General features: G+C 62.7%; 11 protein-coding genes and 1 riboswitch. Of the genes, 7 read left to right on the top strand and 4 right to left on the bottom strand.

What is annotated here, in order from left to right; translation table 11 throughout:
* Positions 1 to 10: 10 nt before the first annotated feature.
* Positions 11 to 985 (top strand): adenosylcobinamide-phosphate synthase CbiB, encoded by a 975-nt coding sequence (gene cbiB / locus AC1DK3_RS11125; protein WP_477192259.1) that lies wholly within the window; start codon positions 11 to 13, stop codon positions 983 to 985.
* Here the strand turns inward: cbiB and AC1DK3_RS11130 are convergent.
* Genes AC1DK3_RS11130 through cobU form a run of 3 tightly spaced genes read right to left on the bottom strand, consistent with a single transcriptional unit; the run spans position 969 to position 3,586 of the window.
* Positions 969 to 2,441 carry a cobyric acid synthase gene (locus AC1DK3_RS11130; RefSeq protein ID WP_477192260.1) on the bottom strand — a complete coding sequence of 491 codons (1,473 nt, stop codon included), beginning with the start codon at positions 2,439 to 2,441 and terminating at the stop codon, positions 969 to 971. The genes cbiB and AC1DK3_RS11130 overlap by 17 nt on opposite strands.
* Complete coding sequence (cobO, locus tag AC1DK3_RS11135) at positions 2,441 to 3,058, bottom strand: cob(I)yrinic acid a,c-diamide adenosyltransferase (protein ID WP_477192261.1); 618 nt, start codon at positions 3,056 to 3,058, stop codon at positions 2,441 to 2,443. Before cobO ends, AC1DK3_RS11130 begins: the two co-directional genes overlap by 1 nt.
* Positions 3,059 to 3,061: 3 nt before the next feature.
* Positions 3,062 to 3,586 (bottom strand): bifunctional adenosylcobinamide kinase/adenosylcobinamide-phosphate guanylyltransferase, encoded by a 525-nt coding sequence (cobU, locus tag AC1DK3_RS11140; protein ID WP_477192262.1) that lies wholly within the window; start codon positions 3,584 to 3,586, stop codon positions 3,062 to 3,064.
* A 59-nt stretch (positions 3,587 to 3,645) separates the two neighbouring features.
* A riboswitch (cobalamin riboswitch) is annotated at positions 3,646 to 3,828 on the top strand.
* A 175-nt stretch (positions 3,829 to 4,003) separates the two neighbouring features.
* Here cobU and cobW point away from each other — a divergent pair.
* Genes cobW through cobJ form a run of 6 tightly spaced genes read left to right on the top strand, consistent with a single transcriptional unit; the run spans position 4,004 to position 11,726 of the window.
* Entirely contained in the window at positions 4,004 to 5,041 is a 1,038-nt protein-coding gene (cobW, locus tag AC1DK3_RS11145; protein WP_477192263.1) for a cobalamin biosynthesis protein CobW, read from the top strand.
* Positions 5,041 to 8,325 carry a cobaltochelatase subunit CobN gene (gene cobN, locus AC1DK3_RS11150; RefSeq protein WP_477192264.1) on the top strand — a complete coding sequence of 1,095 codons (3,285 nt, stop codon included), beginning with the start codon at positions 5,041 to 5,043 and terminating at the stop codon, positions 8,323 to 8,325. The genes cobW and cobN overlap by 1 nt, the downstream gene beginning before the upstream one ends.
* On the top strand, positions 8,322 to 9,608 hold the full coding sequence (gene cobG, locus AC1DK3_RS11155) for a precorrin-3B synthase (protein WP_477192265.1): 1,287 nt from the start codon (positions 8,322 to 8,324) through the stop codon (positions 9,606 to 9,608). The genes cobN and cobG overlap by 4 nt, the downstream gene beginning before the upstream one ends.
* A complete protein-coding gene (locus AC1DK3_RS11160) occupies positions 9,605 to 10,234 on the top strand; it encodes a precorrin-8X methylmutase (RefSeq protein ID WP_477192266.1) in 630 nt (209 codons plus the stop codon). Before cobG ends, AC1DK3_RS11160 begins: the two co-directional genes overlap by 4 nt.
* Positions 10,231 to 10,974: a precorrin-2 C(20)-methyltransferase gene (locus tag AC1DK3_RS11165; protein WP_477192267.1), complete on the top strand. Its 744-nt coding sequence runs from the start codon at positions 10,231 to 10,233 to the stop codon at positions 10,972 to 10,974. The genes AC1DK3_RS11160 and AC1DK3_RS11165 overlap by 4 nt, the downstream gene beginning before the upstream one ends.
* A complete protein-coding gene (cobJ, locus tag AC1DK3_RS11170) occupies positions 10,971 to 11,726 on the top strand; it encodes a precorrin-3B C(17)-methyltransferase (RefSeq protein WP_477192268.1) in 756 nt (251 codons plus the stop codon). The genes AC1DK3_RS11165 and cobJ overlap by 4 nt, the downstream gene beginning before the upstream one ends.
* On the opposite strand, the gene AC1DK3_RS11175 is transcribed toward cobJ, so the two are convergent.
* Complete coding sequence (locus tag AC1DK3_RS11175; RefSeq protein ID WP_477192269.1) at positions 11,699 to 12,481, bottom strand: cobalt-precorrin-6A reductase; 783 nt, start codon at positions 12,479 to 12,481, stop codon at positions 11,699 to 11,701. The two genes, cobJ and AC1DK3_RS11175, sit on opposite strands and share 28 nt — an antisense overlap.

A 12,481-nucleotide genomic window follows, 5' to 3' on the forward strand; every position in this document is an offset into this window, starting at 1 on the left:
TGCAATTTCCGTGAGTGAGGCCCAGACCCTGCTCATTGTGGCCGGAGCGCTCGCGCTAGAAGCGCTCTTTGGGTATCCGAATTGGCTTTATGAGCGCATCGGGCATCCCGTATCGTGGATCGGCTCGCTCATCTCCGTACTCGATCAGCGACTCAACCAGGAGAGCGAAAGCGCTGAGGCACGCCGTTTGGCGGGCGTTTTGGCGATCAGCATCATCGTCGTGACTGCCGGCTCGGTCGCCTGGGTCATCGAGCGTGCGTCGGCGTATAGCGCGATCGGTGAAATTCTGATCGCGGTCCTGGCTTCGACGCTCATCGCGAGCCGGAGTCTTTACGATCATGTCGCCGCCGTCGCGCGCGCGCTCGCGAACGATGGCCTCAAAGGCGGCCGCCTTGCGGTGGGGCGTATCGTCGGCCGCAATCCTGAGACGCTCGACGAACACGGCGTTGCGCGCGCAGCGATTGAAAGTCTCGCCGAGAATGCGTCCGACGGCGTCGTCGCGCCGGTGTTCTGGTTTGCCTTTTTCGGACTGCCGGGTCTCGCCGTCTACAAGGCGATCAACACGGCGGACAGCATGATCGGTCATCGGACGCCGCGGCACGACGCGTTTGGGTGGGCGGCTGCCCGGCTCGACGATCTCGTCAATCTGCCGGCGTCGCGTCTGACGGGATTGCTTTTTGCGGGGGCTGCTCTCTTCATCCCGAAGGCTTCACCTGCCGCGGCACTCGAGGCGATGTCTCGCGACGCTTCCAAGCATCGATCACCCAACGCAGGCTGGGCAGAAAGTGCGATGGCGGGAGCGCTCGACTTCCAACTCAACGGGCCGAAGACGTACGGCAACGCGCGAGTCGAGGACGCCTATATGGGAAGCGGCCGCCGCGATCTCGGGGCGGACGACATTGACGCTGCGCTTCGCCTCGCGATGATCGCATGGGCGATCATGATCGCGATTTTGTTGCTCTTTGCCGCTATTTTGCGAGGCTGAGAAGCTCGTCGATCGCGACGTGGCGGCCGAGGTGCTCCGCGAAGCCGTCAAGGATGTCGTCGATTTCCGTTTCGTAGCTGTTGCCCGACGCTTCGACGCCGAAAGCGCCGAGGATGGCAGCGCGAGCGGCATCGGATGCAAAAATTCCGTGTACGTAGCATCCGGCGATGCGGCCATTCGGTGACGAGGCACCGTCGCTCCGGCCGTCGGCGAACGTCACCATGGGGCGAGCTGCGTCCGGGCCGCCGGTCCGGCCGACGTGCATTTCGTAGCCCTGGAATGGAGCGCCGTTCGGATGAAGCGTTCCCTCGACGGCTGCGAGCGTTTTCTCCGTTCCAAATTCCGTCTCGATGTCGAGAAGTCCGAGGCCTTCTACGGTTCTTGGCGTGCCCTCGATGCCGTTTGGATCGGAAAGGCGCTTTCCCAGCATCTGATAGCCGCCGCAAAGGCCGAGCACGTGGCCGCCACGGCGAACGTGGGCTTTGATGTCGATGTCCCAGCCTTCGGCGCGCAATGCGGCGAGATCATCGATCGTGGCTTTCGAGCCCGGAATGAGAATGACGTCGGCATCTGCTGGAATAGGCCGGCCCGCGTCGATCATATCGACGGCAACACCCGGTTCGCTCCGCAAGGGGTCGAGGTCGTCGAAATTCGAAATGCGTGGCAACACCGGCACCGCGATGCGCAGCTTCACCGGTCCCTTTGATTTCGATGCTTTTGCAAGATCCCGCAGGGCGAGCGCGTCTTCGGCGGGAAGCTTCCGCGCGGCGTCGAAATACGGAACGAGGCCGAGCGCGGCCCATCCTGTCATCTTCGCGATCGCTGCCATGCCGTCGGCAAAGAGCGTCGGATCTCCGCGCATCTTGTTGACGATGAACCCCTTGATCATCGCTGCGTCGTCCGGCTCGAGGACGCGCTGCGTTCCAACCAGGCTGGCGATGACGCCGCCGCGATCGATGTCGCCGATCAAAACGACGGGAACGCCGGCCGCGCGCGCGAAGCCAAGGTTCGCGATGTCGTTCTTGCGGAGATTGATCTCGGACGCGCTGCCCGCACCTTCGACGAGGACGAAATCGGCTTCCGCTTTCAGCCGGCCGAAGCTTTCCAGAACCGCCGGCAGAAGCTCAGGCTTCTTCGCCTGGAATTCACGCGCCTTCGCCGAGCCGATCATTTTGCCTTGCACGACGATTTGCGCGCCGGTCTCGCTTTCGGGCTTCAGCAATACCGGGTTCATATGAACCGAGGGGGCGACGCGTGCGGCACGCGCTTGCAATGCCTGTGCGCGGCCGATCTCGCCGCCGTCGGCCGTCACGGCGGCATTGTTCGACATATTCTGCGGCTTGAAGGGAACGACGCGGATCCCGCGGTTCGCGAGCAAGCGGCAAAGACCCGCCACCATCAGGGATTTGCCGACGTCGGAGCCGGTGCCTGAAAACATCAGGGTTCGCGCTGGCATTAGAACTCGATGCCTTCCTGCGCTTTGATGCCAGCTGCGAAATGGTGTTTTACGGCGGCCATTTCGGTTACGCCGTCGGCGAGTGCGATCAACTCCGGCTTGGCATTGCGGCCGGTGACGACGACGTGGAGATCGGCGCGACGGTTGCGGAGGGTTTCGATGACGTCATCGAGCGGAAGGTAATCGTAACGAAGCGCGATGTTGAGCTCGTCGAGAACGAGAAGGCGAATGGTCGGGTCCGCCATCAGCTCTTTGGCTTTCGCCCACGCGCGCTCCGCCGCCTTGATGTCGCGTGCCTTGTCCTGGGTTTCCCAAGTGAAGCCTTCGCCCATCGTGTGCCAGGAGACCTGATCGCCGAACATGCGAAGCGCGTCGCGTTCGCCGGTCATCCATGCGCCTTTGATGAATTGTACGACGCCGACGCGCCAGCCGTGGCCGAGCGCTCGCAGGGCAAGTCCAAACGCGGCGGTGGACTTGCCTTTGCCGGGGCCGGTGTGGACGAGGAGAACGCCTTTTTCGATCGACTTGCCGGCGACCTCGGCGTCCTGCACGGCTTTGCGCTTGGCCATCTTGGCCTTGTGGCGTTCGGCTTCGTCTATCGTCGGATCGGTGGTCACGGTTCAGCCTTTCAAGGTCAGTGGCAAGCCGGCGGCGACAAAGACAACCCTGTCCGCCGCGGCCGCGATTTTTTGATTGAGGCGGCCGGCCTCGTCGCGAAACGCTCGCGCGAGCGCGTTGTCCGGGACGATGCCGAGTCCGACTTCATTCGAAACGATGACGCAGGGGGCGATCCGTTTCGAGAGCGCCGCGATCAGTTTGTCGGTCGCGTCGGGGATCGAACGTTCCGCGTGCATCAAATTCGATATCCACAATGTCAAGCAGTCGACAAGTGACGGCAGTTCGGACGTCCGGTTCGACAAGGTATCGGCGATGTCGAGAGGGGTTTCGTGCTGAACCCAGCCGCTGCTGCGACGCCTTTGGTGCAGCTTGATTYGCTCGTCCATCTCGCCGCCGAAGGCCTCAGCGGTGGCGATATAGGCCCAGGGCCCTGGCTGGCTCGTCAAAAGCTGCTCGGCATAAAGGCTTTTGCCGGAGCGTGCGCCTCCGAGAACAAATGTCAGCTGCGGCAGGGTTGGCGTTGGCATGAGCGACTTTCGGGCGGTCCAGGACACGCTGATGGCGATTGACGAGGGATAGTCGCTCACTTATCGATGGGGACGACGGTCCCTCGCAAGAGGGTTCAATGGGAATGCGGTATTTACTCCGCAGCTGCCCCCGCAACTGTGAGCGGTGAGCGCTGGCGATATGACCACTGGGTTATGCCCGGGAAGGTCGCCAGACGCTGAGACCCGCGAGCCAGGAGACCTGCCGTCACAGAAGAATCGAACCGTCGCCGGTGGGGCGAGAAAGGTTAACATGACTTTCAGAATGCTCTGCGCACGCCATTGCGCGCCATCCCAACATGCGTGGATGTTCAACGGTACAGCTCTGACCGGAGCTGCCGCGGCGGACCCCTCTGCTCGCGCGTCTCAAAATATCAACTCGGACTCGGAGTTTTGCCAATGAGCGCGCGCAAGGTGCCTGTCACCATCGTTACGGGCTTTCTCGGCGCGGGCAAAACGACGCTCGTCAGGCACGCGATCGAAAATGCCGAGGGTCGCCGCTTGGCCTTGATCGTCAACGAATTCGGCGATGTCGGCGTCGATGGCGCTATTCTCCGTTCGTGCGGTGTCGAGAATTGCCCGGACGAAAACATCGTCGAGCTGACGAACGGCTGCCTCTGCTGCACGGTCGCAGACGATTTCGTGCCGACGCTCGAGGCCTTGCTGTCGCGAAATCCACCGCCCGAGCACATCATCGTCGAGACGTCGGGCCTGGCTTTGCCGAAGCCGCTGGTCAAGGCGTTCGAGTGGCCGGATATCCGTAACCGCGTCACTGTCGACGGCGTCGTGACCGTCGTCGATGGGCCTGCGGTCAAGGCGGGGCGGTTTGCAGACGATCCCGTGAAGGTCGCGGCGCAACGCGCGGCCGATCCTTCCGTCGATCATGAAAATCCGCTGGAAGAAGTCTACGAGGATCAGCTTCTCTGCGCCGATCTCGTCGTTCTGAACAAAACCGATCTGATGTCGGAAGAAGAAATCGGGCAGCTTACCGAAGCCATCAGGAACGGCGTGCCCCGTGCCATCAAGATCGTGGCAACGCGCGAAGGGCGGGTGCCGGCGAGCGTGTTGCTTGGGCTTTCGGCGGCGGCGGAGAACGATCTCGCGGCTCGTCCATCCCATCACGACAACGAGCCCGATCACGACCACGACGATTTCGAGACATTCATTGTCGAGGTGCCGGCGCTCGCGTCGCCCGCCGATCTCGCGTCACGTGCCAAGGCGATCGCCAGTTCGCATGATGTGCTGCGCATAAAGGGCTTTGCGGCAATCGATGGAAAGCCGATGCGGCTGTTATTGCAAGGCGTCGGCGAACGCGTCGACACGCGGTATGAGCGTGCGTGGCGGGACGGCGAGCCGCGGCTCGGCAAGCTCGTTGTCATCGGTCAGAAAGGTCTCGACCGCGAGAGCATCACCAGGACTCTGACAGGCGCTGCCTAATGCATATCGTCGTTCGCGAGAGCCGAGATCTCGATGAGGCCGCCGTGCCTCAGGATCTCGGACTTGCGCCCGCCGATATCGTCTTTCTTTCATTTTCCGATTCCGATTTGGCAATGGCGGCCGCGGCGTTTCGTTCTGTTGCCGGAGACGAACGGCCGAGCCTTCGCGTCGCGAACCTCAATGCGCTGCGCCATCCCATGTCCGTCGATATTTTTGCGGACACGACGCTCAAAGGGACGAAGGCCGTTCTCGTTCGCTTGCTCGGCGGGCTCGATTATTGGCGTTATGGCGGCGAGCAGATCGGTAAGCGGTGCCGGGAGCTTGGAATTGCTTTGGCCATCGTGCCGGGCGACGGGCGGCCGGATATTCGGCTCGGTGCGTTGTCGACAATCGAGACCGAGGATCTGACGAGACTGCAATCGCTTCTTGACGCCGGGGGTGTCGAGAATACGCGTGCGGCGCTCAATGGCTTGCTCACACGGGCGAAGGGCTGTGATGCGCGCATTCCAGAAGCGTCGATTATTCCCGGCTTTGGCATCTATCGCGAAAGCGCGGCGCCTCAAGGTGAACTCGCGGCCGATGGCCCTGGGACGGCGGCCGTCATTTTCTATCGTTCGCATTTGCTCGCGGGCGACGTTGCGCCGATCGATGGCCTCATCGATGCGCTGGATCAACGTGGACTCGCGACGACGGCTTTGTACGTGCCAAGTCTGAAGGCTCCGGAAGCGGCGGCGTGGCTGGAGGGAGAACTCGGCAGGCTTCAGCCCAATGTGATCGTCAATGCGACGGCGTTTGCCGCGCGTGACGGTGCCGATGGGTCGCCGCTCGACCGATCCAATTGTCCGGTTCTGCAGATTGCGCTCGCCAATGCGTCGAGCGCCGCATGGGATAAATCGCAGCACGGGCTGGGTGCGTCCGATCTCGCAATGCACGTCGTTCTGCCCGAACTCGACGGCCGGCTTTTTGCGGGAGTCGTTTCGTTCAAGGAGGAGGACGATCTCGGCAGCGACCTCGGAATTTCGTTGCTTCGACACGCGCCCTACGATGCGGGGATCCGGCACGTCGCAGATCTTGCCGCCGCTTGGGCGACATTGAGAATGTCGCCGCGCGGCAATCGCCGCGTCGCGCTGCTGCTATCCACCTATCCGGGGCGGCCAGATCAGATCGCTCATGCCGTCGGGCTCGACGGGCTCGAAAGTGCGTGCAAAATCGCGGCGCGCCTGAGTGAAGAGGGTTATTCGATTTTCGCTCGTCCGGCAGACTCGCGGGATCTTGCGCGGCTGCTCGGCTCCGAAGCGCCGCCGGTGCGGTGGTCTCTCGAAGATTATTGCGCTGCCTTCGGTCAGCTTTCCGAAGTGTTTCGTGACAGCGTCACGGCCGCATGGGGTGAGCCGGAAGATGATGATTTTGCTGTCGAGGATGCGTTTTCGTTTCGCGTTGCGCAGTTCGGCAACTTCCTCATCGGATTGCAGCCGGAGCGCGGCCAAGTTCAAGACCGGAAGGCGCAGTATCACGATCCGTCGACGCCGCCGCGGCATAGCTACGTCGCGTTTTATCTGTGGCTGAGACACGTCGCGAAACTTGACGCGCTGATCCATCTCGGCGCGCACGGCACACTCGAATGGTTGCCAGGCAAGGCCATCGCCGGAAGCGAGGCTTGCGGGCCGCGCGCTTTGCTCGGGCCAGTGCCGATGATTTATCCGTTCATCGTCAATGATCCGGGAGAAGCGGCGCAGGCAAAGCGGAGGCTTGCTGCCGTGACGCTCGGACACCGGCCGCCGCCGATGATCGAAGCTGGGTTGTCAGGTCCCTTGAACGACGTCGAGCGGCTCGTCGATGAGTTTTCGTCGGCGGATGGTCTCGATCCGCGACGGCGCAAGGTATTGTCCGGACAGATTGTCGACGCTGCTTTTCGCGCTGGGATCGCGGAGCGCTGCGGGCTCGAAGCCGGTATGTCGCCCAACGACGCTTTGATGCGCATCGATGCGTTTCTCTGCGATGTGAAAGAGCTGGCGATCCGCGATGGTCTGCATGTTCTCGATGACGCCGAACTCGATGCCATCGTCCGGTCGCTCGATGGAAAATTCATCGAGCCGGGTCCGGCAGGCGCGCCAAGCCGCGGTCGCTCCGACGTGCTGCCGACTGGGCGCAATCTTTATAGCGTCGATCCGCGGAGTGTTCCGACGCCGACGGCGTGGGCAAACGGAAAGCGCGCCGCGAAGGCCATTCTCGACCGGTACGCTGGCGATCACGGCGATTGGCCGCGCGCCATCGTGCTTGACCTCTGGGGTAGCGCGACGCTGCGCACTGGGGGCGAAGAGCTTGCGACGGCGCTGGCGCTTCTCGGCGTCCGTCCGGTGTGGGACCTTCGCTCGTATCGGATCACAGGTATCGAGACGGAGGCGCTGGCGGAACTCGGCCGGCCGCGCGTTGACGTTACGCTGCGCATTTCCGGGCTTTTTCGCGATATTTTTGGTGCGCAGCTTGTCCTCTTCGATAGCGCCGTGGCGCTCGTTGCGGGACTGACTGAAGACGAGGCCGACAATCCGTTGCGCGTGGCGCGTCGCGAGGGCGTCGGGCTCGATCGCATTTTTGGCCCGGCGGGCGGCAGTTACGGCGCCGGCGTCATGCAGCACATCGATCGCGGTGATTGGTCGAAGCGGGAGGAACTCGGGGACGCGTATCTGAAGAGTTCGGCGCAAAGCTATTGCAATGAAAGTGGTGGCACGGATGCCGCCGGAAAATTCAAAGATCGTGTCGCGGCGGCGGATGCTTTCGTCCACGTGCAGGACCATAGCGAGATCGATCTGCTGACGGGCGGCGATTTCGCGGCACACGAAGGCGGCTTCGCTGCAGCCGCTGCCGCCCTCGGCAACAGCGGTGTCGCGCTCTATCATGGCGATACGGCAGAGCCCGAGAAGCCACGCGTACGGACGCTTCAAGAGGAATGCGCACGCGTTATTCACGGCCGCGCCGCCAATACGCGATGGATCGAAGGGCAGATGCGTCACGGCTTCCGTGGCGCTGCGGAGATGGCGCAGAGCGTCGATGCCGCATTTGCTTTTGCGGCGACAGCGGCGTCGGTCGATAACGGCGGCTTCGAGCGGCTCTACAACGCTTATCTCGGCGATCCGGCGGTGGCTGCCTTCATCGAGCGAGAAAATCCGGCGGCGATGGACGCGATGCAGCGGCGTTTCGCGGAAGCCATCTCTCGCGGACTCTGGCAGCCACGCCGCAACGATTTGAATGCTGGTCCGCATAAGCCACGCGAGGCTGCTGAATGACCGGCGTGGCGCATTTGAGAAAGGGATGGTGTCCCGGTGCGCTTCGGCCGATGCGTTCGGGCGACGGACTGCTCGTGCGCGTGAGGCCGCATGCGGGAGCGTTCACTCTTTCGGCGCTTCATGCCATCGCGGAAACGGCCACGCGCTTCGGCTCCGGCGAGATCGATCTTACCAATCGCGGCAATCTGCAATTGCGCGGCGTTTCGGATGATAACTTCGACGAAGCAATCGTCGCTTTCCGTGCAGCCCGTTTGATCGACGAGTCTGCGGCCATAGAGGCTGTGCGCAATGTTGTCGTCGATCCGCTGAGCGGGATCGATCCAGCACGCGCGGATGTCAGGGCACTCGCTGCTGCGTTCGAAGGCACGCTCGTGGATGACGCGCGCCTCTGGGCGCTGCCGGGAAAATTCGGCGTCAGCTTCTCAGGGGCTTCGGATCCGCGCGTCGGTGGCAGGGCGGCCGACATCATGATCGCATCGGACTGCGATCGCTTCGCCGTTTTTCTCGATGGCGCGACAGACGTCTCGTGCACCGTGTCGGAAAGCGATGTGCTAGCCATAATTGGGGGCCTCGCACTGGTCTTTCTCGATTTGTCAGCGAACGATCCGAGCGTAAGGCGCATGCGAGATGCCGTTGCGGTGCATGGCGCTCCAATGATTTTTGCAAAGGCAGAAGTGCACGTAACGCGGTCGCGGGGCAACGCGGAGATCGATCCTCCTCCGCCCGTTGGATTGCTGGGTCGCGGAGAGCAAGTGTTCGCGGTTGGCATCGGGCTTCCGTTCGGACGGATCGTTGCCGATCAACTGGATCGCCTTTGCGAGGCTGCGGCGGCAGCCAAGCTCAACGATGTTTTCACGAGTCCGCAACGAATTCTCGTTTTCCCGGTCAACGATCGCGCGCGGGCCGTGGCGCTTATTAAGGTTGCCGACGACATTGGCTTGATTACAGCCGGCAGCGACGTTCGCCTCGCTATGGACGTTTGCCCCGGATCGCCGGGATGCAAGAATGCGACGACCGACACGCGCGGCGATGCGCAGCGTCTCGTTGACGGACTCAACGGTTCACTCAGCGGTTATACAGTTCACATCTCAGGGTGCGAGAAAGGTTGCGCGCGGCGATCGTCGGCGGATTTCACGCTCGTCGCACGCCAAGGACGCTACGATCTTATTCGCAACGGATCGCCTCAACTCGCCGGTGTGGGGGCTTTGGTCACGTTGGCCGAAGTCGAACCCGGCGATATCGGCAACGCCGTATCACGTTTCATCATGGAATCCGCATCATGACGGTTCAGGACTATATCCGGGACGGCGCAGCGATCTATGCGCGCTCATTCGCGATCATTCGCGCCGAAGCGGATCTCTCGCGATTTTCGCCGGAGGAGGAGCGCGTCGCGGTGCGCATCATTCATGCGTGCGGCATGGTGGAGATCGCGCGCGACATCATCATGTCGCCGACGTTTGCGCGGAGCGCCGCGTCGGCACTCGAAGGCGGCGCGCCCATTCTCTGCGACTCGATGATGGTGGCTGACGGAATTACGCGCGCGCGTTTACAGGCGAAGAATTCTGTCATTTGCACCCTTCGAGATCCGCGCGTGCCGGAGATAGCGGCCAGCATCGGCAATACCCGGACAGCCGCTGCGATGGAGCTTTGGAAGCCGCATCTGGCGGGCTCCGTCGTCGTCGTCGGCAATGCGCCGACAGCACTGTTCAGGCTTCTCGAGATGATGGATGCGGGCGCGCCGAAGCCGGCCGCAGTCATTGGCATGCCGGTCGGTTTCGTTGGTGCAATTGAATCCAAAGAGGCGCTGGCGGCTGACGGGCGCGTTCCGTTCGCCATCGTGCGCGGCCGCAAAGGCGGCAGCGCCATGGCAGCCGCCGCCGTCAACGCACTTGCAAGTGAGGCCGAATGAGCGAGGTGCGATCGGGGACGTTGTTCGGCGTCGGCCTTGGGCCCGGAGATCCGGAGCTCATGACGCTGAAGGCGGTGCGCGTGTTGAGCGCGGCGCCGGTGGTCGCGCATTTCCGCAAGAGCGGCAGGGCCGGTCACGCGCGCACGATTGCAAGTGCGCATATCCGCGAGACGGCGACCGAAGCCGCGTTCGATTATCCGGTGACGACCGAGATCGATTTCCGTGAGGAAGGGTACGTCTCGGCCATCCGCGAGTTTTATACCGAGTGCGCGGAGACCATTGCCGGACATCTCGGTCAGGGGCGCGATGTGGCGCTGCTCTGCGAGGGCGATCCATTCTTCTACGGATCGTTTCTGCATATGTACGATCGCATCAAGGCGGCTCATCCGGTGACGGTGATTCCCGGCATTACGGGAATGTCTGGCTGTTGGACGGCTGCACGCGCGCCGATCACTTACGGGGACGATATATTGACGGTGCTGCCTGGGACATTGGATCGGGCCGTTCTGGCAAAGCATCTCGGAGGCGCGGACGCGGCGGTTATCATGAAGGTCGGCCACAATTTGCAGAAAATCAAAGAGGCGCTGAAAGATGCCGGGCGCTTCAACGATGCGATTTATGTCGAGCGCGGAACGATGCCAGGCGAACGGATCGTACCGCTTGCGGACCTCGGCGATTGTGCGGTTCCGTATTTTTCAATCGTGCTGCTGCCGGGCGGTCGTGGGCGCCGCATCGCATGAAGGGTGATCTCGTCATTGTTGGACTTGGGCCTGGGCCCGAAGGTTGGGTTACGCCCGCTGCAACGGCGGCGGTGGCGGCGGCCGATGTCATTCTCGGGTACACGCCCTATGTGAACCGTATCACTCCGGGGCCGGGGCAAATTCTTGAAGCGTCCGATAATCGCGAAGAACTTGTTAGGGCTGAACGCGCGCTGGCGCTCGCTGCAACCGGGAAGCGGGTCGCCGTGGTTTCCGGTGGAGACCCGGGCGTCTTTGCGATGGCGGCTGCGGTTTACGAGGCGGTCGAGAGCAATCCAGCGTCGGCTGACGGTGTCGACATTCGCGTCGAACCCGGAGTGACGGCGATGCTCGCGGCGGCGGCGCGGATCGGTGCGCCTCTGGGTCATGATTTTTGCGCGATTTCGCTGTCGGATAATTTGAAGCCGTGGGCGACAATCGAGAGACGTCTTCGCCTCGCTGCCGAGGCCGACTTCGTGATTGCGCTCTACAACCCGGCATCGAAGGCGCGACCGCAGCAGATCAAGCAGGCGTTCCAGATCTTGAGTGCGGTGTTGCCTGCTGAAACGATTGTCGTCTTCGCGCGGGCCGTTGGCAGGCCGGATGAGGAGATCGACGTTGCAACGCTGGCGGGCGCTGCGGATGTGCCGTGCGATATGCGCACGCTCGTTATCATCGGATCGCAGGCAACGCGGCAGGTGACGTCTGCCGATGGTCGTGCTTGGATTTATACGCCGCGTTCGGAGCGACGCTGATGATGGGTCTTGATCCAGGCGAGAGCCTCTTCAACGGAGGCGACGGTCGACCGGGGCGCAATCGCGGGACGCCGAACCATGTGGACTTTGATGCCGAGCGCGCGCGCCGCTTCGATCTTGGAATAGGCGCCGCTCCCGCCGGCGTTCTTGGCGAGTACGTGGCTGATGCGGTGCTTCCTGAAAAGTTCGAGATCGTCTTCCGTGCGGAAGGGGCCGCGCGCGGCAATGATCGTCGCTTGGGGAAGGCTCGCGGGCGGTTCGCTCGCGTCGACGACGCGGATAACGTAGCGATGTTGGGGCGCAACGTTCAGCGCAGCAATCGCCTGACGGCCGAGGCCAGAGAAGACGTCATGCGGCTCGACAGGCAGGGCAATGATCGCCGCGTCGATGCTATCGTACTCGCTCCATTCGTCGCCGTCGGCAGGCGTCCAAGGCGGCCGCTCGATCGCGAGCAATGGAATGTGAGCCGCGCTGCTGGCCGCGATGGCGTTGTTGCTGATGCCGGCTGCAAACGGATGCGTGGCGTCGACGATGAGATCGATCTCGCGCGTCAGATATTCGGTCAGCCCCTCGACGCCGCCGAAGCCACCGATGCGAACGGGGAGTGGGCTCGCCGCGGGATTAACCGTGCGGCCAGCGAGCGACAGAGTTGCGGACACGCCATTTTCGCCCGCGAGACTTTGTGCAAGGGATGTCGCCTCGCTCGTTCCGCCGAGGAGCAAAATACGACACGGGCTATCGAGCTTCGTCATCAT

The sequence above is a fragment of the Hyphomicrobium sp. 01T421 genome, from assembly GCF_056398805.1.